Source organism: Brevundimonas sp. SL161 (assembly GCF_049896985.1).
In the GTDB taxonomy this organism is placed as follows: domain Bacteria; phylum Pseudomonadota; class Alphaproteobacteria; order Caulobacterales; family Caulobacteraceae; genus Brevundimonas.
Map to the genome: position 1 here is coordinate 1 of NZ_JAFCVJ010000021.1, position 25,648 is coordinate 25,648.

The window sequence follows — 25,648 nt, forward strand, 5'->3', positions numbered from 1 at the left end:
CGAAGAACGCCCACTCCGCATCCGACATCAAACCACGAACCATGGCTGCTCTCCGCAAAGAACAGCCTTGAATCAGCGATCAGCTGATTTGGGAATCCACTTTGTCCACATCACCTAGAGCGGCCTCAGCCGCTGCGCCGACGCCGTCAGCCCGACCACGCCCAACCCCGTCAGCCCTAGGATGGCGGCGGCGGGCGCCAGGGTCTGGCTTATGCCCTCGACCACCGGCGCCATCATCGGTCCGACGGCCCAGCACAGCACCATGGCCGCGATGGTCCACGGGATCAGGGCGACGACGGTGGCGACCGCGCGCCGGCGAGCGACCCGCTCGGCGACCCCGGCCTGAAAGCCCAGGTCGCGCGCCGCCGGCGTCGCCTCGGCGAAGAATGCGTTCAGCCGTTCCTCAGGCGTCATCGGACCCTCCCGTCAACGCGGCCAGCAACCGCGCCCTGCCCCTCGCAACATGGGACTTTACGGTCCCGAGCGGCAGGCCCAGCGCTTCGGCTGCGTCCGAATGCGACCAGCCGTCTGCGAGGCAAAGCGCGACGCAGGCCCTCTGGTCCGCCGGCAGTCCGGCCATCGCATCGGCGAGGGCCAGCCGGTCCTCTTCCGAGATCCCGCCCGTCGGCGCCGTCTCGTCCAACCACGACCGGTCGCGCGCCTGCGATCGCAGGCCCGACCGAATCCGGTCCTGCCCCTTGCGCCAGGCGATGCCGAACAGCCAGGATCGCACACCAGCCGGATCCTTCAGCCGCCCCAGGGAACCCCAGGCCGCCACGAATACATCCTGGGCCAGGTCGTCCGCCTCGTCCCAATTGCGTCCCAGCAGCCGCCTGAGAAAGGCCCGCACCGGCGCCTGGTGCCGTTCGACCAGCCGCGCGAAGGCGGCGTCCGAACCGGCGCGCGCGGCCGCCACCAGCCCCACATCCACTGAGGCGCCGTCCATCCTCATGCCCCCCACGGACCGACATCAGTCCCGGCGGCGTCGACGACCGAGAAGGCTCGAGACCAGCGAGGCCGCGGCCAGGGCGCCCATCACGAAGGCCACGATCAGGAAGGCGTCGCCGGCCCCGTACATGTTCGACCAGCTGGCGTAGCCGAAGCCCACGGCCATGATCCCGAACAGCACGACCGAGAAACCGTTGCCGTCGTCCATCCGCCTGTTCTGCGTGTACTCGTGGCGATCGTCGATCGGTTGCTCCACGATCTTCAGCAGCGCCTCGGGCGGCTGTTCGCCCCGGTCAGCGTAGGTCTTGATGATCTTCAGCACGTTCTTCTGGCGGTAGTAGTTCACCATTGCGTTGAAGCCGCCGAAGACGAACCAACCGAGCGGGAACAGAAGCCACCAGAAGGATTGGAACAGTTCGACCATCGTCATTCACCTCTTGGGCGCCGGCCCATCGCCCGCGCTTTCGATGAGTGGTCGGCGCCGACCATGTGAATGGATGCACGTCGGCGAAGAAAATGCCATCAAGGCCGAAATCCCCCACCGGAGTCACATCATGAGCCATGTCACATATCGCATCGTCGAGCACGACGGCGGCTGGGCCTACAAGGTCGGCGACACCTTCTCCGAGACCTTCCCCGATCACGACGCCGCCAAGGCCGCCGCCGTCCGCGCCGCCCGCGAGCAGAAGGTGTCCGACGACAACGCCATGATCGAATACGCCGACAGCAACGGCGACTGGGTCACCGAACGCGCCGACGGCCACGACCGCCCGGAGACGGACGTCGAGGGGTAACGTCCCCACCCTCCGATCATCCCCGCGGAAGCGGGGACCCAGTTCTTTGGGCGCTCGGCGCCCGCCGGACTTTGCACTGGTATTGATCCCACGCACCGTGCCCAACGAAAGCACTGGGTCCCCACTTCCGCGGGGATGAGCGGGATTCTTGAGGTGGTGCGGATTTATTTCCTATCCATGCCTTGCGCCCGTGAAGAAGGCCCACCATCTCCGAGAGACGATTTTTGACACGTCCAATATCCGCCCGCTGTTCGGACGAATCCGATCGGCCCCATCCGCAAGCCACCTCTGATTTTCCAGACGATTTCCCTCGATTTCGTCCGTTTCGTCCGGTTCGTCAGGGTGTTTTTCGTCCGGCCCAACCGGACACGGGTCAGGCCGGGAAGGCAGCCTCATAGAAAGCGGGCTTGAATCCGACGATCGTCTGGTCGCCCAGATCCAGCACCGGCCGTTTGATCATCGACGGCTGCGCCAGCATCAAGGCGGTGGCCTTGTCGGCGTCCAACCCTTCCTTATCGGCCGCGTCCAGTGCCTTGAAAGTCGTGCCGTTCCGGTTCAGCACGATCTCCCAGCCATGCTCGGCGACCCAACCTTCGAGCGACGCCCGGTCGATCCCGACCTTCTTGTAGTCATGGAAGACAAAAGCGCGCCCGTGCTGATCCAGCCAGACGCGCGCCTTCTTCACCGTGTCGCAGTTGGGGATGCCGTAGAGGGTCGGGATCACCGGAACTTCCTCAACCCGCGCGGTCCCATACGACCCGCCCCGGCGCGCTTGCCCAGCCAGTCCTTCCAGTCGGGCCAGTTGCGACGGCGTCCGCCGCCGTCGACCCATTCCGGCCCGACGTCGCCGATGAAGACCGCGATGTCGGTCAGGCCGCCCTGTTTGAAGGACTGCAGCTTGACGCCCTTGCCGCGGCCCATCTCGGGCAGCTCCTCGGCCTTGAAGATCAGGGTCTTCAGATTCTCGCCGATGGTGACGATGTGGTCGCCGGTGACCCGGATCACGGCCAGCAGGTCGCCGTTCAGCACCTGTTTCCCGCCGCGCTTCTGGGCCAGCAGCTCGTCTTCCGGCGCGATGAAGCCGTAACCGGCCTTCGACGCCATCAGCAGTTTCGAGCCCGGCTGGTGCGCCAGGACGGCGATGATGCCCGCGCTCTCCTCCAGCTCGATCATCAGCCGTAGAGGCTCGCCATGCCCACGCCCGGAGGCCAGCTTGTCGGCCCCGACCGTAAACACCCGGCCATCCGAAGCCGCCACAAGCAGCTTGTCGGTCGTGAAGGCCGGCACGAGGAAGCCGAGACTGTCCCCCTCCTTGAACTTCAGCTCGGAAGGATCGTCGACCTTGCCCTTTACAGCGCGAATCCAGCCCCGCTCGGAGAGGATCACCGTGATCGCTTCCTTGGGAATGAAGGCCTCGGCGGTCACGAAGGCCGAGGCATCCACGGCCTCGGCGATCGTCGTCCGGCGCGGTGAGACCATGGCCTTGCGCGTCGCGGCCAGCTCCTGTCCGATCTTCTTCCACTGTTTGGCGGGCGAGGACGACAGTGCCTGCAGATTCGCAAGTTCCTCGGCCAGAGCCTTGTATTCGTTCTCGATCGCCATTTCCTCGATCCGCGCCAGCTGACGCAGTCGGGTGTCGAGAATGTAGTCCGCCTGCATCTCGGTCAGGCCAAACCGGGCGATCATCACAGCCGTCGGCTGTTCCTCCTCACGCACGATCCGGATCACCTCGTCCAGGTTCAGGAAGACGATCCTGAGCCCTTCCAGCAGGTGCAGACGCTTCTCGACCCGCTCGATCCGCCACTGCGACCTGCGGTTCAGCACCTCGCGCCGGTGATCCAGGAAGGCCTGCAGACAAGGCTTCAGACCCATGACGTGCGGCGTGCCGGTCGCGTCCAGCACGTTCATGTTGACCGGGAAGCGGATCTCCAGGTCCGACAGCCGGAACAGGCTCTCCATCAGGCTCTCGGCGTCGATGTTTCGGCTCTTTGGCTCGATGAAGACGCGGATGTCCTCGGCCGACTCGTCGCGCACATCGCCCAGCAGCGGCGCCTTCTTCTGTTCGATCAGCTCCGCCAGGGCCTCGATCAGCTTGCCCTTCTGGACCTGATACGGGACCTCGGTGATCACGATCTGGTAGCCGCCCCGGTCCAGCGGCTCCCGCTCCCAGCGCGCCCGCAGACGTACGCCGCCGCGCCCGGTCTCATAGGCCTCGAGGATCGAGGCATGGCCCTCAACGGCCACGCCGCCGGTCGGGAAATCCGGTCCCGGGACGATCTCGACCAGCTCCGACGTCGTCGCCTCCGGCCTGTCCAGCAGCAGCAGACAGGCATCGATCAACTCGCCGACATTGTGCGGAGGGATCGAGGTCGCCATGCCCACGGCGATGCCCGACGAGCCATTGGCCAGCAGGTTCGGGAACCCGGCCGGCAGGACCACCGGCTCCTCGTCCTGGTCGTCATAGGTGGGGCGGAAGTCCACGGAATCCTGATCGATTCCGTCCATCAGCAGCACCGCCGCCGCCGTCAGCTTGCACTCGGTGTAGCGCATGGCTGCGGCGTTATCGCCGTCGATATTGCCGAAATTCCCCTGCCCGTCGACGAGCGGATAGCGCTGGGCGAAGTCCTGGGCCAGGCGGACCAGAGCGTCATAGATCGAGGCGTCGCCATGCGGGTGATAGGTGCCCATCACCTCGCCGACGACCTTGGCGCATTTCCGCGCTGCGGCCTGCGGGTTCAGACGCATCTGGTGCATGGCGTACATGATCCGCCGGTGCACCGGCTTGAATCCGTCGCGCACGTCCGGCAGGGCCCGGTTGGTGATCGTCGACAGGGCGTAGGCCAGATAGCGGCGCGACAGGGCCTCGGCCATCGGCTCGTCGACGATACGGCCGCCTTCGGGCGGAGGGGTGTGGATGGTCATGGGGCTGCGAATCACTCAGGCGAAGGTCGAAGTCTAGCCGCTTCCGGCCCGGTGCGGCTCAGTCGAGAGCCCGGAACCAGCGGTCGACCAGAACGGCCTCGGCGCGACGCGCGGCGGTCCGCTCTTCGGCCTCGGCGTCCACGCCCCACTGACGCTCCTGGAAGGCCTCGTCGAGCCGGCTCAGTTCGAACGCCGTCTCTCCGCCCAGCGCGCCGCGCTGCAAGGCGAGGCCGAGGAGCGCGCTGCCCAGCAGGGGCACGGCCATGGCCAGGGCCGTCAGGGCGAAGTCGTCCAGTTCCAGGGCCAGGTCGCTCACCCGGGCGATGCTCTCCGGCGGCTGGGCGCGGTGGATGATGCCCTGCGTCGCCACGACGACGACGCCCAGCTCCCGCTCGGCCCACTCGCGCCACGGCGTCCAGGCGCGGGTCTGTTCCGCGACCAGCGGCGTCGGGTGTTCGGCGAGATAGCAGAGCAGGTCCGACCCGACGTAGGCGGCGATTTCCTCGGCCACCGGCTCGCGCGTCACGGCTACCCGGTCGATGGCCGTGGCCGCGATCCGCGTCGCCGGCATGGTCCCGGGATCGAGGAACTCCCCCTGGGCCGCCCATTCGTCGGCGACCATCCGGGCGACAGCCTCGGTCGGCAAAAGGAAGCGGTTGTGCGCCGGCGTCTTGGGCGCGCGGCCGTCCAGCAGGACGATCCAGCCGCCTGCGTCTCCGGCGGCGACAGATGCTTCCTTCCAGAAGCGCTTCAGCCGCTCTTCGGATTCGCGAAAGCCCTTCCTGGCGGCGACCATCGGGTCCAGCGGCGGGATGTGGCTCATGCGAAAGCTCGTGCGGCGAAACGGTCGAGTGCGGCTTCCAGATCGTCGAAGTCCATGGCCACGTGAGCGGCGCCGGCTGCGGTCTGTTCCTGCGGCGTATGGAAGCCCCAGGCCACGCCCTGAGGCATGACCCCTGCCGCCACCGCCATCGAGATGTCGTGAGCCGTGTCGCCGATCATCACCGTCGAGGCGGGCTCGGCCGACGCGGCGGTCATGGCGGCGTGCAGCATGGCAGGGTCGGGCTTGCCCGGACCATCCTCGGCGCAGTGCGATGATACAAACAGCTCCGCCCACCCGGCTCGGGCCATATTCCGCGCTACGCCGCGCCGGTTCTGGCCTGTCGCCAGCGACAGCCGCCAGCCGTCTTTGTGCAATCGACGCAGGGTCTCCATCGCGCCGGGATACAACGGCTCCTCGTGACCCGCATCGAACATCCGGCCGAAGCTGGCTCGGAAGGCGGCGGTGAACCGCTCCAACTCCAACGGCGTCAGGTCTGGCTCAAGCACCGCCAGCGCATGCGGCAGCGACAACCCCACGATCTGACGGACCCTGTCGTATTCGGGATCGGGCAGCCCGAGCTCCCTCGCCGCATCCGTCGCGGCCTGAAGGATCGAGGCGCGGCTATCGACCAGCGTCCCGTCGATGTCGAAGACTGCGAGCGGACGGCTCATCGCTGACGCTTCACGCCTTCGAACGGATCGTAGTCCGCCTCGCCCTCGTCGAACCCAAAATGCTGGAAGCCGGCGCGCAGTTCGGCGCTGATCGGCGCCTCGACGATCAGTTTTCCGCCCGACGGATGGTCCAGCTCGATCCGTCGTGCATGCAGTTGCAGCTTCAGCGGCCCGCTCAGTTCGGTCGATTTCTCGTCGCCGTATTTCGGATCACCCAGAATGGGATGACCGATCGCCTTCAGGTGCGCACGCAACTGGTGCGTTCGCCCGGTGAACGGCCGCAGAGCCATCCACGACGCTCGCTGGCCCGCATGGCTGATCAGGGCAAAGGCGGTTTCGGCCGGCTCCGCCCCGTTCTCCTTCGGATCGGCCGGGCGCATGATCTCGTAGTCGTTGATACCCGACTTCTTCAGATGCATGTCGATCTGGCCCGCGTTCGGCTTGGGCAGGCCCATGACGATGGCCCAGTAGGTCTTCTTGGCCTGACGTCGCGCGAACGCCCCCGCCAGCCGCTTGGCCGCCTCCGGTCCCTTGCCGAGCAGCAGGACGCCGGACGTATCCCGGTCCAGTCGATGCACCAGACGCGGACGGTCCATTCCCTCGCCCCAAGCCGACAGCAGTCGGTCGACGTGGCGCGTCGTCTTGGTCCCGCCCTGCACGGCCAGGCCCCAAGGCTTGTTCAGGGCGATAACCAGGTCGTCCTCATAGATCACCATCGACCTGGCAAAGCCGATCTCTGCGGGCGTCAAGGCCATGTGCTCGCCGGGCGCACGGACGATCGGTTCGGGAATCGGCGGCACGCGAACGGCGGCCCCTGCGGTCAGGCGGCCTTCCGGCTTGATGCGGGCGCCGTCGACGCGGATCTGGCCGCCGCGCGCCATCTTCTGCACCTGGATGTTCGACAGGTGCGGCCAGCGCCGGCGGAACCAGCGGTCCAGCCGGATTCCGTCCTCGGCCTCAGCGACATAGAGGATCTGGGCCTCGCGGGCGCCAACCGGGCCCTTGGGCGCCGGGGCTTCCGGCGCGTCTTCCTTGGGGTCGTAGCTCACAGGGCGTCTCCGAATGCGCGGCGGGCCAGCATCAATCCGGCCATCAGGGCCGCCACGGCCAGCACCACCGACAGCAGACCATAGCGCCCGCCAGACCGTATTCACGCCGCTCGATCATCAGCGCCGTCTCCAGCGAGAAGGCGCTGAAGGTGGTGAAGCCGCCGAGAACGCCCACGGCCGCGAAGACGCGAACCGTGTCCTGCCCTGCCCCTGCCTTCAGACCCATCCAGCCGACCAGCAGACCCATGGCCAAGCCGCCGACGATATTCACCGTCAGCGTGCCCCACGGCCAGGTGGAGGCCGGAAACAGGCGAGCGGCGCCCAGTCCCACGCCATAGCGCGCCATTGAGCCGAGGGCCCCGCCGATGGCGACGAGCAGAAGTCTTGTCATGATCGGGGCCTTATACCTTCACAGACGCCTGCGTCACCTGACCGAAACTTCACTTGCCGCGTTATAGGGTTAACGGCGATACCCAAGCTTCGCGTTGGGAGAGAACCCGGTCGGTCCGCCGACGGGTTCTGCCATAGTGCCGGGTCAAGGTCGCAAGGGTTACACCGTCCGCCATGTCGCATGACGATCATCATACCCCAGAGCCGGGTCCCGACCTGACGATCCCGGCGTCGTCGGCGGCGCCGCCGTCGGGCGCGGCCGATATTCCCGACCGCCCGATTCCGGCGGCCGCGCCCGCCCCGGCGCCCAAGCCGATCACGGCCCAGGAAGGCATCCTGCGTCCGATCCAGGAAAGCGATTATTTCACGCTGGATCCGGAGGCGATCCGGATCATCTCGGCCAATATCGACCAGTATTTCAACCAGGCGCTCGATATCTTCCCGTTCTGGGAGACCGAGAACAAGCCGGACCGGTTCCACGTCCTGTTCACACGTCAGATCGAGGAACGCTTCCCCGCCGACGAGGATATCCGGGGCCGTATCCACGGGTATGGCCGTCGCGTCTTCAACGCCTTGCGCGTGCATGTGATCACCAAACGTCTGACCCAAGGTCTCTCCCTGATCGCATTCGCGGCCATGGCGGTCCTGGGCCCCGGGATCTTCGCAGACTGGACCGGGGGCCAGCCCCAAGGTCTGGGCCTGGCGGTTCTGGGCATGCTGATCACCGTGGGCATCTTCTTCGGCGTGTCCTCGATCCTGTTCGTCCAGTACAGGTTCCGGCTGGAGAACGATTCCTACGAACTGTCGCGCGAAGTGGTTCAGCGGACGCGCGAGCTGCAGAACCTGTTCACCAACGCCCGGGCCCTGTCAGATCAGGCCGAGACCCAATTCCAGATGGACGGCAAGGGTTGGGGCCAGCGCGCCTTGTTCCTCACGCGATTGGTGATGTGGATCGCGGCACGGATGGAATATCTCGAGAAATTCGCCCAGATGGAGCTGTGGCGCGTGCGCCGCGAGCGCTACTGGATGCGCTGGGTTGCGCGGATCACGACGCCTTTCGTCCTGCTGGTCTGGCTAGCCATCTTCGCCTTCTGGCCCGCCCCTGCAGCCAATGAAGCGGGCTTCCGGATCCTGCAGCTGGTCGCTCTGGGTATGGGGCTTCTGGTGTCCTGGCTGTCCTACTTCAACTGGCGGACCCCGACTGCGGCGGTCAAGGACAAGCTGGGGGTCGAGGGATGGGTCCGCTACGCCTCGCTGGACGTCGACAACACGATCGGCGACCAGGTGCGACGCGACAAGGAACGCCTCGTCGAATACCGAGCCCTCACTCGCGGCCGCTGAGGGAGTAACGCACCTCCCGCGCCTCATAGGCCTCGCCCCGATCGGGGCGGGCGCCTCGGCCCAGACGGATTTCCAGAACGGTCGAGGTCGCCGACGGCCCTTCGAAGTTGAGGCCCACGCCGACGCCCACGCCGGAAGACGAGTATCGGCGACCGCCGTAGCGGCCCGAGCTGCCACCGTAGCCGACCGAGACGTTCGGACGGACGCCGCCGGCGCTGTCCGGCCGCCCGTCGATATAGCGCTGGGTCACCTCGAACCAGTCATAGCCCTGCTCGACGGTCAGGTCGGCAGCGCGCAGCAGGGCCATGTCCGCGACGGGTCCGGGCGCGCCGACGCCCTTGTAGGTGACGCGATAGCGGTCGCTCTCGATCCGCTGTTCCGAATAGCCCTGCCCGTTCGGGCCCCGCTGGGCTCCATAAGGGGCGAGGCTGGCGCAAGCCGCCAGCGACAAAGCGGCCGTGACGATGACGAGGGTGCGGATCATGGGCGTAGTCCTTTCCTACGAGTAAGCGCCGCGGGCGGGCGAGCCGTTCCCGATGAACCCGACTCCGGAGAATTCAGTGCAAATAGTCCATTGAGTCTGGCCGGCCCGAATCCGAGAACTCCGTCCGAAACGTTCGCCCATGGTGATCCTCGCCGCACGAAAGGGATCAGTATGGGGGCGTTTCAGGGGGTGATGGATAAAAGACCTCTCGTTAAGGCCGAACCTTGATTTGATTGAGCGAATCGACGCGTCCGTTGATGGGTATCGCCTGTCTTCCTTCTCCCCCTGCGGGAGAAGGGTTTAGATCTTGAGCCCCATCGCTTCCGCCAGCGCTTTAAAATCCTCCGGCGGTTCAGCCGTCACCGTGCGCTCTCCACCGTCCGGGTGCGGGAACTTCAACGACGCGGCATGCAACATCAACCGGGGCGCGCCCCGGCCCGCCGCTGTCAGAGCGCCTCCATAGCGGACATCCCCGACCAGAGGCCGTCCGATGTGGGCCATGTGGACGCGCAGCTGGTGCATACGACCGGTGAAGGGTTGGAGCTCGACCAGGGCGCCGTCCTCGCTGGACGACAGGGTGCGGTATTTGCTGCGTGACCCCTGCGCGCCTTTCGCGTCGAAGGCGGCGACCCGCATGTAGCTTTCGCGGCCGATCTCCTGGCGGACCAGGGGGACATTGATGTCGCCGCTGGGCGGCTCGGGCGCGGCCGAGACCAGGGCCAGATAGGTCTTGGTGAGCTTGTGGGCCTGGATCGCCTTGCCGATGAAGCCGGCGGCCGGCTTGGTCTTGGCGGCGAGGATGACGCCCGAGGTATCGCGGTCCAGACGATGCACGAGATCCGGCCGCTTGCCGTTCGAGCGGGCGAAGGCCCACAGCAGGTCGTCCAGTGTGTGCGCCTGGATGCGGCCGCCCTGGCTGGACAGGCCGGCGGGCTTGGCAAACGCAATCGTCGAGGCGTCCTCGTGGATGACCCACGAGCGGACGGCGGCGATCTCTTCGGGTGACAGGATGACGGGGATGCGGTCGGACACCCCCGGTCCTTAGCGGTCCAGGCAGGCGGCGTCAGCAGTCATAGCACTCACGCAATCCCCAATCAGATAACTTTCTTATTAAAACAGTTACTTAGGGGCCTCATCAGACATCGTCGGACAGCCTGCACCATGTCAGGAGTGAACTACGAAAAAACAGCGTCAAAAGAGTGCAAGTCATTGATCTTGCTGCTTTTCGATTTCACCCAGCGGACTCAGGGAGTCCGATGGATTTCAGCGGAGCACGCCTCGGCGGCTCATGGCCCAGGCGTACCAGAGCAGGAAGGCGGCGATCGCGGCGATGACCCAGGGCATCCAGGCCATGACGGCCATTTCAGGCGGGAGGCCGGGCATGGGGTTCGTCAGGCCGAAGATCAAGCTGGTGACCGCGCCGATGACCGACAAGGCGAAAGCGTGCACCGCCCATTTCATACGCAGCAGCAAAAGGATCGACCCGGCGATCGCGCCCCACACGCCAAAGGTCCACGGTACATACATCCAGGTCGGCATGGCGTTGAAGTAGTCGATCATGGGCTGGGTCATGCCCGAGGCGCGCAGATAGGTTTCGCCCTGGGTGTTGGTCATGATGAAGTCGTAGCCGCCGTAGGCATTCCACAGCAGGCTCAGCACCCCGACCATCCACACGTGCCAGGGCGTCTTCGTTAGGTCAGTCATCGTCCCCTCCCAAGGATTTGAAGGGCAAAGCTATGCCGGAGACGGGCGTTCGACAATGAACGGCGATCACTCAGGGGCTGACGTATTCCCACTTTCGTCATCCCAGGCGCAGCGCAGCGAAGACCGGGGAATGAAGTAGGTGAAGAGGTCAGACGTCTGAGGCTTTGCCCGCGATCTCCGCCCGCATCTGCGCCCAGCGTTCCAGCCGCGACTTGATCTTCTCCTCGTGACCCTGGCCCCTGGGCGAATAGAAGGTCCGCCGCTCCATCTCGTCGGGGAAGAAGTTCGCGCCGGAGAAGCCTTCCTCCGTGCTCGGGTCGTACTGGTAGCCCTTACCGTAGCCGAGCTGTTTCATCAGCTTGGTCGGGGCGTTGCGGATATGGGCCGGCGGCATCAGGGAGCCCGTCTCGGCGGCCGCCTTCTTCGCCGCCTTGAAGGCTTCGTAGACGGCGACCGACTTGGGCGCGGTCGCGAGGTGGACCACCGCCTGGGCCAGGGCCAATTCGCCCTCGGGACTGCCGAGGAAGTCGTAGGTATCCTTGGCGGCGTTCGCGACCATGATGGACAGAGGGTCGGCCTCGCCGATGTCCTCGACCGCCATTCGCACGATCCGGCGCGCCAGATAGAGGGGATCCTCGCCGCCGTTCAGCATCCGCGCCAGCCAGTACAGGGCCGCGTCCGGGTCCGAGCCGCGCACGGATTTATGGAGCGCCGATATGAGGTTGTAGTGTTCTTCTCGACTCTTGTCGTAGGCGGGGGCGCGGCGTTGAAGGGTTCCTGCCAAGGCTTGGACGTCCAGCACCGGCTCGGCCGGCAGGGCGAACAGGGTCTCGGCCATGGTCAGCAGATAGCGGCCGTCGCCGTCGGCCAGGGCGGTCAGGGCGTGACGCGCCTCGGGCGTCAGAGGCAGGGCGTGACCCTCCTGCGCCTCGGCCCGCATCAACAATTGATCCAGAGCCGCGTCGTCGAGACGCTTCAGCACGAAGACCTGGCTGCGCGACAGCAGCGCCCCGTTCAGCTCGAACGACGGATTCTCCGTCGTGGCCCCAACCAGGGTGATGACCCCCTCCTCCACGAACGGCAGGAAGCCGTCCTGCTGGGCACGGTTGAAGCGGTGGATCTCGTCGACGAACAGCAAGGTCGACTGACCGGCGGCGCGACGCACGCGGGCCTGTTCGAAGGCCTTCTTCAGATCGGCGACGCCGGAGAAGACGGCCGAGATCTGCTGGTACTGGTAGCCGGCGGCCCTGGCCAAAAGGCGGGCAATGGTGGTCTTGCCAGTGCCCGGCGGCCCCCACAGGATCATCGAGCCCAGACGTCCGGCCTCGACCATGCGCCGGATCGGCCCGCCCTCGCCCAACAGGTGATCCTGACCCACCACCTCGTCGAGCGTGGCAGGGCGCAGGCGGTCGGCCAGCGGCGCGTCGGGGGGATGGATGCCGGAGGCTTCGAACAGATCGGTCATGGACGGTGAGGTGTAGGCGTTCGCACGGGCGATTTCACGCGTTACAATGGGCCTGAATCGAGGAGATGACATGGAACAGGTCGATGCGCCCCGGCCGCTGACCGGCATCACGCCCTATCTGAGCATAGCCTCGCGCGGCGGCCAGGCGGCGGTGGTGTTCTACGCCCGCGCCTTTGGAGCGGTCGAGGTGCGACGGATGCTGGCGGATGACGGCGAACGTATTATGCACTCCCATCTGCAGATCAACGGCGGCAGCGTGATGCTGTCGGACGAGTTCCCGGAAATGGGCGGCGAGGTCGACGTCGTGCCGAAGTCGGTGACGCTGCACCTCTATGTCGACGATGCGGACGAATGGTGGAACCGCGCCATCGTAGCCGGAGGGGCGCCTGTCCATCCCTTGGCCGATCAGTTCTGGGGCGACCGCTATGGGGTCCTGAAAGACCCGTTCGGCCATTGCTGGTCCGTCGGGTCGCCGATCAAGGGCTAGAGTATTCGACGCGCGAGTTGCGGCGCACTTGGTGGGCGGACCTCCAGGTCCGCTCTTCAGCGGCGAAAAGAGCGGACCTGGGTCCGCGCTCCTTCAAGTGTTTTCGACCACCGAACGCTCTAGCCGACGACGCCCGTCATCCGGCGGCCCTGACGTTCGATGGTGATCTCGGAGCGCCCGATGCGCTGCAAGGCGTCCGGCGAGCGGACCGGGCGACCATTGATCTCGCGCACCAGATCCCCGGGACGCAGGCCCGCGCGAGCCGCGTAGCTGCCGGGTGCGACATTGGTGATCAGCAGACCCTGGGCGAAGGGATCGCCGCCCAGACGATCGGCCAGAGCAGGGTTCAGCGCGGCGATCTGGGAACCCGAGAAGGGGCCCTGCTGGATCAGCAGGCCGTCAGTCTTCGCGTCACCCGGAAGGGATTGGACGCGGGCGTTGATGGTCTGGGTGCGGCCGTCGCGCAGCACGGCGACCGCCACCGTCTCGTTCGGGCTGCGGGTTCCGACGCGGAAGTTCAGACCGGCCTGGTCGTGGACCTCGGCGCCATCCAGCGCGGTGATGACGTCGCCTTCGCGCAGACCCGCGCGCGCACCCGGGCCGCCGTCGTAAACGTCGGTGACGATCAACCCCTGGGGCCGCGCCATGCCGAGCGAGCGCGCGATCTCGGCCGAGACCGTGTCGCCCTTCACGCCCAGCCAGGGGCGCACGACGGCCGTCGCGCCTCCGAGGGCCGAGTCGACCACGCGACGGACCATCGAGGCCGGGACGGCGAAGCCGACGCCCGAGGACGAGCCCGAGCGGGAGAAGATGGCCGTGTTGATACCGATGACGTCGCCGTCCATGTCGACCAGGGGCCCGCCGGAGTTGCCCGGATTGATCGCCGCGTCGGTCTGGATGAAGGAGCCGGAGTCCGAAATGCCGGTCTCGGTTCGGTTGAGGGCCGAGATGATGCCGTTGGTCACCGTCTGGCCGACGCCGAAGGGGTTGCCGATGGCCAGCACGAGGTCGCCGACCTCCTGTTCCTCGCGGTCGTCGATGGCAAGCACGGGCAGCTGTTCGGTGACCCCCTGAAGCTTCAGCACGGCGATGTCGCTGCGCGCATCGGCCAGGATGACCTCGGCCGGGTATTCACGACGGTCATTCAGGACCACGCGGATCTGGGTCGCGCCCTCGACGACATGGTTGTTGGTGACGACGATTCCGTCGGAGCGAACGATGACGCCGGAGCCGGCCGATTCCGCGACCCGCTGCTGGGGCATGCCGCCGCCGAAGAACTGGAAGAAGGGGTCGGCCTGGACCCGCTGGATCGACCGGGCCGAGATGTTGACCACGGCGGGCGCCGCCTCGCGCACCACGGGGGCGAAGCTCTGCTTCATCGACGTGGAGTCGGTGGGCGTCTGGCGCTCGTTGGGCTCGGCGAACACGCCGTCCTGGGCCCTGGAGGAGTTGGCGTTGCCGCAGGCGGCCAGCGTCAGGCACGCCGCGAGGGCGATCATCGAGATCTTCATTGCAGTCCGGAAGTGAGCCATGTCGTGGCCCCTATATCTGTCCCGCTTTCGGGCCGGATCAAGGCGTCGCGGCCCCGCGGCTCCCGAGAGCCAGCATCGACAGGGTCCGGCGGATCCCGCCGATGGATCGCGAATTGTCTCCGCGACGGCTCAGGATAGCCGGTCGCGGAAGTCGGGATAGTCGAACCGGCGAACCACCCGCAGGGCGTCGGTGTCCGAGTTCCAGAGGGCAATGGCCGGCAGCGGCACCCCGTTGAATGTCGTGGTCTTGACCATCGAATAGTGGGCCTGGTCGAGGAAGGCGATGCGCGTCCCCGGGGTCGGCGGCGAGGCGAAGCGGTAGTCGCCGATGATGTCTCCGGCCAGGCAGGACGGGCCGCCGAGCCGGAAGGTGACCCCCTCGTCAGCCTCTCCCAGCATCGCCGGGCGGTAAGGGGCCTCGATGACGTCCGGCATGTGGCAGGTGGCCGAGATGTCCGTGATGGCAACTGGCAGGCTGTTCTCGAAGGTGTCCAGCACCTCACCGACCAGTATGCCGGCGTCGAGCGCGATGGCCTCGCCGGGCTCGATATAGACCTCGATGCCGTGGCGTTCGCCGATGCCGCGCAGCAATGCGATCAGGCCCTCGCGGTCATAGTCGGCGCGAGTGACATGGTGGCCGCCGCCGAGGTTCAGCCATTTCAGCGAGGCCAGGGCGCCCTCGATCTTCGGCTCCAGCGACGCCCAGATGCGTTGCAGCGGTTCGAAGCCCTGCTCGCACAGGGCGTGGAGGTGCAGGCCGTCAACGCCCTGCAGATGTTCGGGCCTGAGCTGCGACACGGGGTATCCCAGCCGCGAGCCGAACTGGCAGGGGTCGTATTTGGCGACCTCGGCCTCGGACTGTTCGGGGTTGAGGCGCAGGCCGATGTCGAAGGTCTCGCCGGCCGCGCGAGCCTCGGCGATCAGGTCGGCGAAGCGCGCGATCTGGGCCGGGGTGTTGAAGATCACCGAGTCGGACAGGCGCAGAATTTCAGATAGATCCCCGGCCTTGTAAGCGGGCGAATAGGTGGTCAGGTGGCCGCGATAGAACTCCCGCGCCAGCCGCGCCTCCCAAAGTCCAGAGGCGCAGACGCCGTCGAGGTATTCCCCGACGAGATCGGCCAGCGACCACATGGAGAAGGCCTTCAGCGCCAGCAGCACGCGCGCGTTCCCCCGCGCGCCCACGTCCTTGAGGAGGGCGAGGTTGCGAAGGATCGCCGCCTCGTCGACGACGAAGGCGGGTGACGGCACGCGGTTCAGGTCGAAACGGGCGAAGGCGCCGGGCCCCCCCGCCCTGGTTTCCATGGCGTCGGAAGGAGTGTGCATCGATCAGAACGCCAGCGGGGCGTCCAGGTCCTGCACCTTCCAGGGCAGGCCGTGCTTGTTCAGCATGTCCATGAAGGGATCGGGATCCAGCTGCTCCATGTTGACCACGCCCGCACCCTTCCACTGGCCGGTCAGGATCATCGCGGCGCCGATCATGGCAGGCACGCCGGTCGTGTAGCTGACGGCCTGATTGCCGGTCTCGGCATAGGCCTCTTCGTGGTCGCAGATGTTGTTGACGTAGACCGTCTTCTGCACGCCGTCCTTCAGGCCGGTGGCGATGGTGCCGATGTTGGTCTTGCCCCTGGTCAACGGACCGAGCGACGACGGCTCGGGCAGGAGCGCCTTCAGGAACTCGATCGGGATGATCTCGCGGCCCTGGAACATCATCGGCTCGATCGAGGTCATGCCGATGTTCTCGAGCACCTCGAGGTGTTTCAGATAGGAGTCGCCGAACGTCATCCAGAAGCGGATGCGGCTGATTTCCGGATAGAATTTCGCCAGCGACTCCAGCTCCTCATGGTACATGAGGTACATGTTCTTTTCGCCCACCTGGTCGAAGTCGAACACCTGTTTGCGAGTCAGGGCCGGGCCCTCGATCCACTGGCCGTTCTCCCAGTGACGCGACGGGGCGGTCACTTCGCGCAGGTTGATCTCGGGATTGAAGTTGGTCGCGAACGGCAGGCCGGTATCGCCGCCGTTGCAGTCGAGGATGTCGAGCGTCTCGATCGAATCCAGCAGATGCTTCTTCGTGTACGTCGTGAACACCGAGGTCACGCCGGGATCGAAACCCGAGCCCAGAAGAGCCATCAGACCGGCCTCCCTGAAGCGGTCCTGATAGGCCCACTGCCACCTGTATTCGAACTTCGCTTCCTCGCGCGGCTCGTAGTTGGCGGTGTCCATGTAGTGGACCCCCGCCGCGAGGCAGGCGTCCATTACGTTCAGGTCCTGGTACGGCAAGGCCAGATTGACCACGAGCGCGGGCTTCACGGCCTTGATCAGGGCCGTGGTCGCGGCGACGTCGTCGGCATCGATGGCCGCCGTGTCGATGACGACGCCGGTGCGTTCCTTCACCGAGGCGGCGATGGCGTCGCATTTGGACTTCGTCCGCGAGGCCAATGTGATGTGGGAGAAGATGTCGGCGTTCATCGCCATCTTGTGGACGGCGACGGAGCCTACGCCCCCCGCCCCGATTACGAGAACCCTGCTCATCTCATGCACTCCTGAAGTCTGCACCGCCTGAAACCCGTCACATCGACGCGTTGGGTGGGGTCCTATACGAGGATGGGCTTTCCCGTAACCGTCCCGGCCGGTGTTTTGCGTTGCCAGGCGTCCTTATTTCGATCGCCAGAGGGACAGGACGCGCCCCGCCGATCCTGTCGGAAGCTTAATCCTCCACACGCTTGCCGAGCGCGATTGGCCGGGCGATGGTCGGGCATGACCGCAGTGATCGAAACCCGGAACCTGACCAAGACCTACGACGCAGTCCGTGCGCTGGACGGGCTCAGCCTCTCCATTCCGCGCGGCGGGGTCTATGGCGTGCTGGGGCCGAACGGCGCCGGCAAGTCGACCCTGTTTCGCATCCTGCTGGGCCTGATCCGGCCGACCGACGGCGAGGCCTCGGTGATGGGCGGGCGCATCGGCGACGTCGCGGCGTCGCGGCGGATGGGCTCGATGATCGAGACGCCGCGCTTCCCGCCCTTCATGACAGCGCGCCAGGTGCTGGTCTGGCTGTCCGCCGCCCACGGGCTGACGCCTGACGCCGCGCGCGTCTCCGGCTGGCTGGAGCGCGTCGGTCTGACCGAGGCCGCCGACCGCAAGGTGCGCGGCTTTTCCGTCGGCATGATGCAGCGACTCGGCGTCGCCGGCGCCCTGATCACCGATCCCGAGCTGGTCATCCTGGATGAGCCGACCAGCGGCATGGACCCGCCCGGCATCCAGGAGATGCGCGCCCTGATCCGGTCGCTGGCCGAACGCGACGGGATCACCGTCATCCTGGCCAGCCATCAGTTGCTGGAGGTCCAGCGCGTCTGCGACCGTGTCGCCATCCTGAACCGGGGCAAGCTGGTGCGCGAAGGCGCCGTCAGCGAGTTGACCGCCTCGGGCGAGCGGCTGCGTCTGTCGGTGACGCCGATCTCGAAGACGCTGGAGATCGTGTCCGGCCTGCCCGGGGCGTCGGGCGTGCTGGAAGGTGACGCCGTCATGGCCACCCTGCCCCGCGCCGACACCCCCGCCCTGCTGCGCGCCCTGATCCAGGCCGGTGTCGACATCGACGAAGCTCGCTGGATCGGCGCCGATCTGGAGAGCGTCTTCATGTCCGAGACCGGCTCCGTGCAACATCCGGAGACAATCATTCAGGAGGTCGGACATGCTGGCTGATTCCGTCCGCTCCGAGCTGTATCGCTTGTCTCGCAACCGCATGGCCGTCTTCTGGTCGGCCCTGTTCGTGCCGCTGCTCTTCGTCGTCGGCGGGGCCGCGTTCCACCTGATCACGAAGTCGAAGATGGCGGAGGTGAGCGGCGATCTGGTGCCCGGCGCGGCCGCCTCGATCGCCGTCACCAACCTGGGTCAGGACCTCGTGCAGGGTGCGGGCATCGTCGCGAACGGCGCCGTCCTCGTCTTCATGCTGATCGGCGCGGCGACCCTCTATGCGGGCGACTACCGCTGGGAGACGTGGCGGCTGATCAGCGCGCGCAACAGCCGGCTCAACCTGATCCTCGGCAAGGTCGGCGCCTTCAAGGTCCTGACCCTGGCGGCCATGGTGGTCTTCCTGATCGCGGGCCTGGTCTTCTCGATGAGCGGGGCCCTGATCAACGGTAACAGCATTACCTTCAGCTTCGACGGCGGCGACGCGGCCGACTTCGGCCTGCTGCTCCTGCTCGGCTACATCCGCATCATCCAGTACGCGATGGTCGCCCTGCTGACGGCGGTGCTTACCCGCTCGTTGCTGGCCACCCTGTTCGTCCCGGTGGTGCTGGGCTTCGGCCAGAGCCTGCTGGGAGGGCCCGGCCTCGCGATCCTGCAGTGGGAGCCGACGGCCTGGCAATCACAACTGCTCCTGCCGGGCCTCGCCTTTGACGCCCTGAAGGCCATGGTAACCGCCGGCGTCGGCGCCCCGCCCGCGCCCGACGGCCTGATGCTCAAGGCCATCGTCAGCCTCGCCCTTTGGCTGCTGGTCCCCCTGGCCGGCGCCATCGCCTGGTTCAATCGCCAGGACCTTTCGAAGGAATAGGCGGAGGCATCCCGTTTGCTTGGCCGACGGTCGTAGTTATTCAGGCGTAGTTATACCGTCGTAGTTATACCGGCGTAGTTATACCGGCGTAGTTATACCGGCGTAGTTATACCGGCGTAGTTATACCGGCGTAGTTATACCGGATAGCCGCCGCGAGGGGCGAGGCCTACGGCTCATGCCAGGAGAGTGTCAGCAAGCCTCTGGCGGCGCCATCTCCCGCTCGGACCCGCACGGGTCTGGCAGCCGTCGCCAGGGAGTCCTGTCATGCGTGTTTCCGGCCTGTTGCTCGGCTTCTCCGTCGGCGTCTACCTCATGTGGAAGGTCGCCGTACCGGCCCCGGACGCGCCTCTCTCCTGCTCCGTCGCTCCCGATTGCGCGGTTGCGACCGGCGGCTCCCCGGATGCAACCCCTGCAGCGCAGCCGGGTCTGCGAGTCGTCGTGTATGATCCCGCGATCGAACCGCGCGACAGGGCCCATGAGGGGCCGCACAGCCCTGGATGGACATCGGCCGAGGACACGTCTCTCGCCGACCGCCCCGTGTTCCCTCCAGCGGCCAATGTGATTCCCCTCCCGAGATTCCGGATCGTCGGCCTCGATCAGGCCAACGCCCACGGGGCATGCGCGGTTCTCGGCGAAAGGAAACTCGGCTGTTTGGGACTGACTAACCTGGGCGAGCAATAGGGAACCGCTTTCGATCACGTGCGTATGATCGAGTGAGTCGGGTATACGACTTATCCTCGCAAATCCGCGGTCACGGGCGTCAATGCATCACAGGGCTTTCGATCGAATTGTCCATATCGTCGATGCTGACGCGGCTGCAAGACAGCATGGCGCGGCGGTCCTCCGCGCTTCAGACTACGAGGTTCAGACCCACGCTTCCGGTAGCGACTTTCTTCTCACCCACCCTGATGCACACCCGGGCTGCGTCCTGCTCGACATCCAGATGCCCGAACCCGACGGCCTCGACGTTCAGGACAAGCTGATCCAGGCCGGTCAGACGATGCCTGTCATCGTTTTCACCGGCGAGAACGCATTGGATATCGCGGTGCGCGCGATGAAGGCCGGCGCGCTGTATTTTCTCGAAAAACCCTATCTGGACGCCGATTTGTTGCGCATGGTCGCTGAAGCGCTTGCGCGCCAGGAGGCGACCCAAGACAGCGCGGATTGCAAGGCGGACGCGACGGCCCGGCTCGACTCGTTGTCGCCTCGTGAAACCCAGGTGATGCAGGGACTGGCGGAGGGCTCGCCCAGCAAGATCATCGCGCATGAGTTGGGACTCAGCATCCGGACCGTCGAGATGTATCGAACCCAGCTGATGGAGAAACTGGAGGCGCGTAGCCTGTCGACCGTGCTCAGACTCTGGTTCGACGCGGGCCGTTAGGCGACCGCCCCGGCTCCCGGTATAACTACGATATCCACCCCGAGGGGCCGTCGGGCTACAACCTGCGAACAGGCAGGTTCATGATTAACGCACAACGTGGAGTCAAATCGGTTTTCAGGGGCCAGTCGGTGCCGATCTTCGGCGCGCTCGGGGCGACACTGCTCGGCGCCGGGGTGGCGCTGGAGTTCGACCGCCTGGTCGCCGTCGCCGACCATCTGATGCTTCCCGTCGGCCGGGAGGTCTTGATTGGGGCGGTCACCACGGCAGGTCTGACAGGCTTTCTGGTGTGGGTCGCCAGCGCGCTCATCGCACGGAGCATCATCAGGGTGACGCTTGAACCCTATGACACCCTGACCGAACAGCTCGAAGGTCTGGCAGACGGAAGGACAGGTACCGACCTCGCTCTGCAGGGCGCGGCCCAGGGGATTCAGCGCCTGGCCCGCGTGATCGTGACGTTCCAGACCAGGCTGGTCGAAAGCCAGCGCTCAGAGGCCGCGCTCCGCGTTCGGTATGACGCTCTTTGCCAGGCGAACGATCATGAGCGCCAGAGCCTGATGGCAGTCCTGCTGGACCGGTCGACGACTGTCACAGTGAAGGCTGCGCCGGTAATCGATGTCGAACCGTCCTCGGGATACGATATCCCCGAGTATTCCGCCGAAGCGTTCGAGGCTCAGTCGCCGGATCCGATCGGGGAGGTCATCGACCTGACGGACCAGCTCGGCCCCATAACGCGGCCCCCTGCATCGTGCGAGGCGACGAGCCATTGAGGCAGACGTCAGGCGGCGTTCCAGCAAACGGGCGGTCCCGGACTGACAGACCCTTCCGCGACCAGCCAGTCACGGAAGGCGTCGACGGACCGGTCCGGGCGGCTCTCCGGCCGCAGGAAGACGAATTTCGACGGCCGCTCGGCAAAGCCGAACGGCGCGACCAGCCGACCGGCCGTCACGTCGGGCGCAACGAAGGCCCACGGCGCGATGGCCGTGCCCATGCCGGCGGCGGCGGCCTCGATCATCGAGTTGTTGTGCTGGAACTCTCGCTCCTGCGGGGCGGCAGGCAGCCGGACCCCGACCAGTTCGCTCCACACGGCTCAGCTTTCGCGGAAGGTCGAGGCGTGCAGGCGCGGCAATCGGCCCAGGGTCTCGATGCTCATTCCGGGCGGCGTGACGGAGGGAGCGCCGACGGGGCCCTGATACTGGCGCAGGAACGGCGTCGCCTCCTGGCGAGCGGGAGCCTGTCCCGGATTGAAGATGCGAATGGCGCCGTCCAGCCGGTCACGGGCGAAATCGACGGCGGCATACGACTCCGACACCTTGACCCGGATGTTTGGATGCAGAGCCATGAACCCGGGCAGGCGCGGGATCAGCCATTTCAGGGCGCAGGTGCCGAGGCAGGAGATTTCGATCTCGCGCCGTTCGTCCCGCCGGGCCGCGTCGACGGCGTCGGTAATCGTCGCGAAGGCGACGGACAGGCGCGCCGCCAGTTCTGCTCCGGCGGGCGTCAGGGTCAGGCGGTGACGCGGGCCGACAACGAGGGCGACGCCGAGATGTTCCTGAAGCGCGGCGACCTAACGGCTGACCGCGCCGTGGGTGACGCAGAGTTCCGTCGCCGCCGTCGTCATGGCACCATGGCGCGCGAACGCCTAAAAGGCACGCAAGGCGTTGAGCGGCGGCGGGGCGACGGACTTCATGTGATCTCAGCTCACAGATTGCCGCCGGTTTAATCGATTTCGGCCCGGAGGCAATTCGGATTGAAGCTGGTCGATGCTGCAGTTCGACAAAGACCCGCCCCCGCCGCGCCGGACCCTCTGGGACCGCATCCTCTATGTCGTGGCCGCCGTCGCGATCTGGGCGGCCGTCTTATACTGCGCCCTGGGTTAGTCCTGGTCGGGAGCGCCGAGAGGGAAATAGTTGCGATATGGCCGTGCCTCATCGAGCGCCCGCGCATAGGTCGGCCGGGCCAGCAGGCGACGGCGATAGGCCCATAGATGGATGTGGTTCTCGGGGATCGCATGGGTCCAGTGGGCGTAGAGCAGGCCCGGCGCCGCGCCGCAGTCGGCCAGGGTGAAAACCTCGCCCGCCGCCCAGGTCCGGTCGGCCATGACGTCGTCGAGCCAGGCGTAGGCGGTCTCCAGTTTCGCCCGCGCCTCGGCCTCAGCGATGGGGTCCCGATCGGCCTCGGGCCGCAGGGCGTTGTAGATGATCCTCTGCTGGTTCGACTGGACGTGGTTGTCGAACACCCGGTCCATGAACCGCGTCTCCAGCGCCAGGGCGGGATCAGCCGGGATCAAAGGGGTTGCGGGGGCGATCTGGTCCAGCCGCTCGATGATGATCGAGGCCTCGGCGAAGCGGCGGTCGCCGTCCTTCAGCACCGGGAACTGACCGAAGGGCCATAACGCCGCGAGTTCGACCATCGCGCCTTGGTCTTCCAGCATCCGCTGCTCGAACGGCAGGTCCTTCTCGTAGAAGGCGACGATGGCCTTCTGGCAGTAGGACGAGAACGGGTGGCTGTAGAGAACGAGGTCGGTCAAAGGCGTTTCTCCATCCAGACATTGCAGCGGGCATAGGGAGTCGGTTGCGGCGGCAGATCGACGAAGCCGAACCTGCGATACAGAGCGATGGCATGCGTCTGGGCGCTGTTGGTCTCGAGATAGAGGCGCGGCGCGCCGGCCGACCGGGCGTGGGCCGCGCAGGCGTCCAGCAGTCGACGCCCGAGGCCGAGGCCCTGGCCGTCCGCCGCCACAGCCATCTTGCCGACCTCGTAGCCGCCGTCCGGCATGAGTATCAGCGAGCAGCAGCCGATCGCCTCACCATCCCGCTCGGCGATGAAGATCACGCCGCCCCCGGACAGGATCGACCCGTCCGGATCGTCGAGCACGAGCCGGTCCTTGGCCTCGATGGCGTAGCCACCGTCCAGAATCCAGTATTCGTTGAGGGCGATCCAGGCGGCGGCGTGATCTGGGCGGTAAGGGAGGATTTCGATGCTCATCAGCCTTACCGTGCACCGGCGCGCGAAAAAGCAAAAGAGCGGCCCGATCGCTCGGGCCGCCCTTTCAATAGCTCAACCGTGGCGTCGAAGCTTACGCTTCGTCGTCGCCCTCGATCGCATAGACCGGACCAGAGTCCAGGCCCTTGGCGTCGACGTCGCGATCGACGAACTCGATCACGGCCATCGGGGCGTTGTCGCCGTGGCGATAGCCGGCCTTCATGATGCGGATATAGCCGCCGTTGCGTTCGGCGTAGCGCGGGCCGATCGTTTCGAACAGCTTGCCGACCTGGGTCACGTCACGGACGTGGCTGATGGCCTGACGACGCGCATGAAGGTCGCCCTTCTTGCCGAGCGTGACCAGCTTTTCGACGAAGGGGCGAAGCTCCTTGGCCTTGGGCAGTGTGGTCGTGATCTGCTCGTGCTTGATCAGAGACGCAGCCATGTTGGCGAACATGGCGGTCCGGTGGCTGGCCGTACGGCCGAGCTTGCGATAGGCGGCGCCGTGGCGCATCGGGGTCTCTCCTACTCCGGCCCTGGTTTCCGTCTTACCGGACCCGTGACCGCATTATTCTAACCGCTCCAATGACCAACAAACGGTCCGGGCGGAGGGTTGAAACTAGATTTGGTCGTCAAACTTCTTGGCGAGGTCTTCGATGTTTTCCGGGGGCCAGTTCGGCACATCCATGCCGAGCGACAGACCCATGGAGGTCAGCACTTCCTTGATCTCGTTCAGCGACTTACGGCCGAAGTTCGGGGTGCGAAGCATTTCGCCCTCGGTCTTCTGGATCAGGTCGCCGATGTAGACGATGTTGTCGTTCTTCAGGCAGTTGGCCGAACGCACCGAAAGTTCCAGCTCGTCGACCTTCTTCAGCAGGGCCGGGTTGAACGGCAGATCGGGCTTGCCGTCCGTCGCTTCCACAGCCTTCTTCGGCTCGTCGAAGGTGATGAAGATCTGCAATTGGTCCTGCAGGATGCGCGAGGCGTAGGCCACGGCGTCCACAGGCGACACGGCGCCGTTGGTTTCGACTTCCAGCACCAGCTTGTCATAGTCCAGCGACTGACCCTGACGGGTTGGCTCGACGCGATAGGCGACGCGCTTGACCGGCGAATACAGGGCGTCGACGGCGATCAGGCCGATCGGGGCGTCTTCCGGACGGTTGAACTCCGAAGCGACATAGCCCTTGCCGTTCTGGACGGTCAGTTCCATGCGCACCGAAGCGCCGTCATCGAGCGTGCAGATGACGTGGTTCGGGTTCAGCACCTCGATATCCGCAGGGACGTCGATCTGGCCGGCGGTGACCGGGCCTGGGCCGGTGGCCTTCAGCGTCATGCGCTTGGGGCCCTCGGCGTGCATGCGCAGCGCCAGTTGCTTGATGTTCAGCACGATGTCGACGACGTCCTCACGCACGCCTTCCAGCGACGAGAATTCGTGCACGACGCCGTCGATCTGGATAGCGGTGACTGCGGCGCCTTGCAGCGACGACAGGAGCACGCGGCGCAGGGCGTTGCCGAGCGTCACGCCGAAACCGCGTTCGAGGGGCTCGGCCACCAGGCGCGCCTTGCGCTGGGCGTCAGAGCCGAGTTCGATTTGCGGCTTCTCGGGACGAATCAGTTCTTGCCAGTTTCGTTCGATCATGGGTGTCCCTCGAATGGAGTTCGCCGGCCCCTCGCTACCTCGTCAGGTGCGTCCAGGGCCGGCGGAGAATAGGGTCGGCGTAGGCGGTGTTCGCTTAGACGCGGCGGCGCTTGGGCGGACGGCAACCGTTGTGCGGCATCGGCGTGACGTCGCGGATGGTCGTGATGGTCAGGCCGACCGACTGCAGGGCGCGGAGCGCCGACTCACGACCGGAACCCGGACCCGAGACGTTGACTTCCAGCGTCTTGACGCCGTGTTCCTGGGCCTTCTTGCCGGCGTCTTCGGCGGCCATCTGGGCGGCGTAGGGCGTAGATTTGCGCGAACCCTTGAAGCCCATGTGACCCGCCGACGACCACGAGATCGCGTTGCCCTGGGCATCCGTGATCGTGATCATGGTGTTGTTGAAAGACGCATTCACGTGGGCGACGCCCGAGGTGATGTTCTTGCGCTCGCGCTTCTTTACGCGACCCGGTTCCTTGGCCAT

At 66.1% G+C, this 25,648-nt stretch carries 29 protein-coding genes and 2 pseudogenes; 9 read left to right on the forward strand and 22 right to left on the reverse strand.

Features of this window, described 5'->3' with window-relative positions:
- Positions 1-114: 114 nt before the first annotated feature.
- Genes ACP7AU_RS13430 through ACP7AU_RS13440 form a run of 3 tightly spaced genes read right to left on the reverse strand, consistent with a single transcriptional unit; the run spans position 115 to position 1,378 of the window.
- Positions 115-414, reverse strand: a complete 300-nt coding sequence (locus ACP7AU_RS13430) for a hypothetical protein (RefSeq protein WP_426051731.1) — start codon at positions 412-414, stop codon at positions 115-117.
- Positions 404-946 carry an RNA polymerase sigma factor gene (locus ACP7AU_RS13435; RefSeq protein ID WP_426051732.1) on the reverse strand — a complete coding sequence of 181 codons (543 nt, stop codon included), beginning with the start codon at positions 944-946 and terminating at the stop codon, positions 404-406. The genes ACP7AU_RS13430 and ACP7AU_RS13435 overlap by 11 nt, the downstream gene beginning before the upstream one ends.
- A 24-nt stretch (positions 947-970) precedes the next feature.
- Positions 971-1,378, reverse strand: a complete 408-nt coding sequence (locus ACP7AU_RS13440; RefSeq protein ID WP_426035955.1) for a hypothetical protein — start codon at positions 1,376-1,378, stop codon at positions 971-973.
- A 124-nt stretch (positions 1,379-1,502) separates the two neighbouring features.
- Here ACP7AU_RS13440 and ACP7AU_RS13445 point away from each other — a divergent pair, with 124 nt between their 5' ends.
- Positions 1,503-1,742: a hypothetical protein gene (locus ACP7AU_RS13445; RefSeq protein WP_426051733.1), complete on the forward strand. Its 240-nt coding sequence runs from the start codon at positions 1,503-1,505 to the stop codon at positions 1,740-1,742.
- 373 nt (positions 1,743-2,115) lie between these two features.
- Here ACP7AU_RS13445 and ACP7AU_RS13450 read toward each other — a convergent pair whose 3' ends face one another.
- From ACP7AU_RS13450 to crcB, 6 genes and pseudogenes are all read right to left on the reverse strand, one after another.
- On the reverse strand, positions 2,116-2,466 hold the full coding sequence (locus tag ACP7AU_RS13450; RefSeq protein ID WP_426051734.1) for an arsenate reductase: 351 nt from the start codon (positions 2,464-2,466) through the stop codon (positions 2,116-2,118).
- Positions 2,463-4,664 (reverse strand): DNA topoisomerase IV subunit A, encoded by a 2,202-nt coding sequence (gene parC, locus ACP7AU_RS13455; protein ID WP_426051735.1) that lies wholly within the window; start codon positions 4,662-4,664, stop codon positions 2,463-2,465. Before parC ends, ACP7AU_RS13450 begins: the two co-directional genes overlap by 4 nt.
- Positions 4,665-4,722: 58 nt before the next feature.
- A complete protein-coding gene (locus tag ACP7AU_RS13460) occupies positions 4,723-5,487 on the reverse strand; it encodes an ATP12 family chaperone protein (RefSeq protein ID WP_426051736.1) in 765 nt (254 codons plus the stop codon).
- Positions 5,484-6,158, reverse strand: coding sequence for an HAD-IA family hydrolase (locus ACP7AU_RS13465; RefSeq protein ID WP_426051737.1), 675 nt, complete (start codon positions 6,156-6,158; stop codon positions 5,484-5,486). The genes ACP7AU_RS13460 and ACP7AU_RS13465 overlap by 4 nt, the downstream gene beginning before the upstream one ends.
- Positions 6,155-7,207, reverse strand: a complete 1,053-nt coding sequence (locus ACP7AU_RS13470) for an RluA family pseudouridine synthase (protein WP_426051738.1) — start codon at positions 7,205-7,207, stop codon at positions 6,155-6,157. The genes ACP7AU_RS13465 and ACP7AU_RS13470 overlap by 4 nt, the downstream gene beginning before the upstream one ends.
- Positions 7,204-7,598: pseudogene (crcB, locus tag ACP7AU_RS13475) on the reverse strand (fluoride efflux transporter CrcB). The gene ACP7AU_RS13470 and the pseudogene crcB overlap by 4 nt, the downstream one beginning before the upstream one ends.
- Before the next feature lie 173 nt (positions 7,599-7,771).
- Between crcB and ACP7AU_RS13480 the strand changes: the two are divergent.
- Entirely contained in the window at positions 7,772-8,938 is a 1,167-nt protein-coding gene (locus ACP7AU_RS13480; RefSeq protein WP_426051739.1) for a hypothetical protein, read from the forward strand.
- Here the strand turns inward: ACP7AU_RS13480 and ACP7AU_RS13485 are convergent.
- The 4 genes from ACP7AU_RS13485 to ACP7AU_RS13500 all read right to left on the reverse strand — a co-directional run bounded on the left by ACP7AU_RS13485 (position 8,922) and on the right by ACP7AU_RS13500 (position 12,591).
- Positions 8,922-9,422, reverse strand: a complete 501-nt coding sequence (locus tag ACP7AU_RS13485) for a CC0125/CC1285 family lipoprotein (RefSeq protein WP_426051740.1) — start codon at positions 9,420-9,422, stop codon at positions 8,922-8,924. The genes ACP7AU_RS13480 and ACP7AU_RS13485 overlap by 17 nt on opposite strands.
- A gap of 300 nt (positions 9,423-9,722) precedes the next feature.
- Positions 9,723-10,454, reverse strand: a complete 732-nt coding sequence (locus ACP7AU_RS13490) for an RluA family pseudouridine synthase (protein WP_426051741.1) — start codon at positions 10,452-10,454, stop codon at positions 9,723-9,725.
- A gap of 231 nt (positions 10,455-10,685) precedes the next feature.
- Complete coding sequence (locus ACP7AU_RS13495; RefSeq protein WP_426051742.1) at positions 10,686-11,126, reverse strand: hypothetical protein; 441 nt, start codon at positions 11,124-11,126, stop codon at positions 10,686-10,688.
- A gap of 148 nt (positions 11,127-11,274) precedes the next feature.
- Entirely contained in the window at positions 11,275-12,591 is a 1,317-nt protein-coding gene (locus tag ACP7AU_RS13500) for a replication-associated recombination protein A (protein WP_426051743.1), read from the reverse strand.
- A gap of 70 nt (positions 12,592-12,661) precedes the next feature.
- On the opposite strand from ACP7AU_RS13500, the gene ACP7AU_RS13505 reads away from it, so the two are divergent.
- Positions 12,662-13,078, forward strand: a complete 417-nt coding sequence (locus ACP7AU_RS13505; protein ID WP_426051744.1) for a VOC family protein — start codon at positions 12,662-12,664, stop codon at positions 13,076-13,078.
- 119 nt (positions 13,079-13,197) lie between these two features.
- On the opposite strand, the gene ACP7AU_RS13510 is transcribed toward ACP7AU_RS13505, so the two are convergent.
- The 3 genes from ACP7AU_RS13510 to ACP7AU_RS13520 form a co-directional block, all read right to left on the reverse strand.
- Entirely contained in the window at positions 13,198-14,589 is a 1,392-nt protein-coding gene (locus tag ACP7AU_RS13510; RefSeq protein WP_426051767.1) for a Do family serine endopeptidase, read from the reverse strand.
- A gap of 150 nt (positions 14,590-14,739) precedes the next feature.
- A complete protein-coding gene (locus ACP7AU_RS13515; protein WP_426051745.1) occupies positions 14,740-15,933 on the reverse strand; it encodes a carboxynorspermidine decarboxylase in 1,194 nt (397 codons plus the stop codon).
- Positions 15,934-15,936: 3 nt separating this feature from the next.
- Positions 15,937-17,142, reverse strand: a complete 1,206-nt coding sequence (locus tag ACP7AU_RS13520) for a saccharopine dehydrogenase C-terminal domain-containing protein (RefSeq protein WP_426051746.1) — start codon at positions 17,140-17,142, stop codon at positions 15,937-15,939.
- 225 nt (positions 17,143-17,367) lie between these two features.
- On the opposite strand from ACP7AU_RS13520, the gene ACP7AU_RS13525 reads away from it, so the two are divergent.
- The 5 genes from ACP7AU_RS13525 (at position 17,368) to ACP7AU_RS13545 (ending at position 21,310) form a co-directional block, all read left to right on the forward strand.
- Positions 17,368-18,309, forward strand: coding sequence for an ABC transporter ATP-binding protein (locus ACP7AU_RS13525; protein ID WP_426051747.1), 942 nt, complete (start codon positions 17,368-17,370; stop codon positions 18,307-18,309).
- Complete coding sequence (locus tag ACP7AU_RS13530; protein ID WP_426051748.1) at positions 18,299-19,162, forward strand: hypothetical protein; 864 nt, start codon at positions 18,299-18,301, stop codon at positions 19,160-19,162. The genes ACP7AU_RS13525 and ACP7AU_RS13530 overlap by 11 nt, the downstream gene beginning before the upstream one ends.
- Before the next feature lie 264 nt (positions 19,163-19,426).
- Complete coding sequence (locus tag ACP7AU_RS13535) at positions 19,427-19,843, forward strand: hypothetical protein (RefSeq protein ID WP_426051749.1); 417 nt, start codon at positions 19,427-19,429, stop codon at positions 19,841-19,843.
- Between the two features lie 82 nt (positions 19,844-19,925).
- Complete coding sequence (locus tag ACP7AU_RS13540; RefSeq protein ID WP_426051750.1) at positions 19,926-20,543, forward strand: response regulator transcription factor; 618 nt, start codon at positions 19,926-19,928, stop codon at positions 20,541-20,543.
- 128 nt (positions 20,544-20,671) lie between these two features.
- Positions 20,672-21,310: a hypothetical protein gene (locus ACP7AU_RS13545; protein ID WP_426051751.1), complete on the forward strand. Its 639-nt coding sequence runs from the start codon at positions 20,672-20,674 to the stop codon at positions 21,308-21,310.
- A gap of 8 nt (positions 21,311-21,318) precedes the next feature.
- Here ACP7AU_RS13545 and ACP7AU_RS13550 read toward each other — a convergent pair.
- Positions 21,319-21,990 (reverse strand): annotated as a pseudogene (locus tag ACP7AU_RS13550) (LysR substrate-binding domain-containing protein).
- Between ACP7AU_RS13550 and ACP7AU_RS13555 the strand changes: the two are divergent.
- Positions 21,871-22,263: a hypothetical protein gene (locus ACP7AU_RS13555; RefSeq protein WP_426051752.1), complete on the forward strand. Its 393-nt coding sequence runs from the start codon at positions 21,871-21,873 to the stop codon at positions 22,261-22,263. The pseudogene ACP7AU_RS13550 and the gene ACP7AU_RS13555 sit on opposite strands and share 120 nt — an antisense overlap.
- Positions 22,264-22,416: 153 nt before the next feature.
- Here the strand turns inward: ACP7AU_RS13555 and ACP7AU_RS13560 are convergent, their stop codons facing one another.
- The 5 genes from ACP7AU_RS13560 to rpsK form a co-directional block, all read right to left on the reverse strand.
- Positions 22,417-23,070 carry a glutathione S-transferase family protein gene (locus ACP7AU_RS13560; protein WP_426051753.1) on the reverse strand — a complete coding sequence of 218 codons (654 nt, stop codon included), beginning with the start codon at positions 23,068-23,070 and terminating at the stop codon, positions 22,417-22,419.
- Positions 23,067-23,528, reverse strand: coding sequence for a GNAT family N-acetyltransferase (locus ACP7AU_RS13565; RefSeq protein ID WP_426036000.1), 462 nt, complete (start codon positions 23,526-23,528; stop codon positions 23,067-23,069). Before ACP7AU_RS13565 ends, ACP7AU_RS13560 begins: the two co-directional genes overlap by 4 nt.
- Positions 23,529-23,619: 91 nt before the next feature.
- Complete coding sequence (gene rplQ, locus ACP7AU_RS13570; RefSeq protein ID WP_303695910.1) at positions 23,620-24,039, reverse strand: 50S ribosomal protein L17; 420 nt, start codon at positions 24,037-24,039, stop codon at positions 23,620-23,622.
- A 105-nt stretch (positions 24,040-24,144) separates the two neighbouring features.
- Positions 24,145-25,164 (reverse strand): DNA-directed RNA polymerase subunit alpha, encoded by a 1,020-nt coding sequence (locus ACP7AU_RS13575; protein ID WP_426051754.1) that lies wholly within the window; start codon positions 25,162-25,164, stop codon positions 24,145-24,147.
- 94 nt (positions 25,165-25,258) lie between these two features.
- Entirely contained in the window at positions 25,259-25,648 is a 390-nt protein-coding gene (gene rpsK, locus ACP7AU_RS13580) for a 30S ribosomal protein S11 (RefSeq protein ID WP_013268944.1), read from the reverse strand.

Coding starts and splice junctions, on each gene's coding strand:
- parC (WP_426051735.1), bottom strand. CDS start 4,664: ATGACCATCCACACCCCTCCGCCCGAAGGCGGCCGTATCGTCGACGAG.
- ACP7AU_RS13465 (WP_426051737.1), bottom strand. CDS start 6,158: ATGAGCCGTCCGCTCGCAGTCTTCGACATCGACGGGACGCTGGTCGAT.
- ACP7AU_RS13500 (WP_426051743.1), bottom strand. CDS start 12,591: ATGACCGATCTGTTCGAAGCCTCCGGCATCCATCCCCCCGACGCGCCG.
- ACP7AU_RS13485 (WP_426051740.1), bottom strand. CDS start 9,422: ATGATCCGCACCCTCGTCATCGTCACGGCCGCTTTGTCGCTGGCGGCT.
- rplQ (WP_303695910.1), bottom strand. CDS start 24,039: ATGCGCCACGGCGCCGCCTATCGCAAGCTCGGCCGTACGGCCAGCCAC.
- ACP7AU_RS13435 (WP_426051732.1), bottom strand. CDS start 946: ATGGACGGCGCCTCAGTGGATGTGGGGCTGGTGGCGGCCGCGCGCGCC.
- ACP7AU_RS13575 (WP_426051754.1), bottom strand. CDS start 25,164: ATGATCGAACGAAACTGGCAAGAACTGATTCGTCCCGAGAAGCCGCAA.
- ACP7AU_RS13520 (WP_426051746.1), bottom strand. CDS start 17,142: ATGAGCAGGGTTCTCGTAATCGGGGCGGGGGGCGTAGGCTCCGTCGCC.
- ACP7AU_RS13460 (WP_426051736.1), bottom strand. CDS start 5,487: ATGAGCCACATCCCGCCGCTGGACCCGATGGTCGCCGCCAGGAAGGGC.
- ACP7AU_RS13505 (WP_426051744.1), top strand. CDS start 12,662: ATGGAACAGGTCGATGCGCCCCGGCCGCTGACCGGCATCACGCCCTAT.
- ACP7AU_RS13565 (WP_426036000.1), bottom strand. CDS start 23,528: ATGAGCATCGAAATCCTCCCTTACCGCCCAGATCACGCCGCCGCCTGG.
- ACP7AU_RS13480 (WP_426051739.1), top strand. CDS start 7,772: ATGTCGCATGACGATCATCATACCCCAGAGCCGGGTCCCGACCTGACG.
- rpsK (WP_013268944.1), bottom strand. CDS start 25,648: ATGGCCAAGGAACCGGGTCGCGTAAAGAAGCGCGAGCGCAAGAACATC.
- ACP7AU_RS13430 (WP_426051731.1), bottom strand. CDS start 414: ATGACGCCTGAGGAACGGCTGAACGCATTCTTCGCCGAGGCGACGCCG.
- ACP7AU_RS13530 (WP_426051748.1), top strand. CDS start 18,299: ATGCTGGCTGATTCCGTCCGCTCCGAGCTGTATCGCTTGTCTCGCAAC.
- ACP7AU_RS13440 (WP_426035955.1), bottom strand. CDS start 1,378: ATGACGATGGTCGAACTGTTCCAATCCTTCTGGTGGCTTCTGTTCCCG.
- ACP7AU_RS13445 (WP_426051733.1), top strand. CDS start 1,503: ATGAGCCATGTCACATATCGCATCGTCGAGCACGACGGCGGCTGGGCC.
- ACP7AU_RS13555 (WP_426051752.1), top strand. CDS start 21,871: ATGCAGAGCCATGAACCCGGGCAGGCGCGGGATCAGCCATTTCAGGGC.
- ACP7AU_RS13515 (WP_426051745.1), bottom strand. CDS start 15,933: ATGCACACTCCTTCCGACGCCATGGAAACCAGGGCGGGGGGGCCCGGC.
- ACP7AU_RS13535 (WP_426051749.1), top strand. CDS start 19,427: ATGCGTGTTTCCGGCCTGTTGCTCGGCTTCTCCGTCGGCGTCTACCTC.
- ACP7AU_RS13525 (WP_426051747.1), top strand. CDS start 17,368: ATGACCGCAGTGATCGAAACCCGGAACCTGACCAAGACCTACGACGCA.
- ACP7AU_RS13510 (WP_426051767.1), bottom strand. CDS start 14,589: ATGAAGATCTCGATGATCGCCCTCGCGGCGTGCCTGACGCTGGCCGCC.
- ACP7AU_RS13495 (WP_426051742.1), bottom strand. CDS start 11,126: ATGACTGACCTAACGAAGACGCCCTGGCACGTGTGGATGGTCGGGGTG.
- ACP7AU_RS13540 (WP_426051750.1), top strand. CDS start 19,926: ATGCATCACAGGGCTTTCGATCGAATTGTCCATATCGTCGATGCTGAC.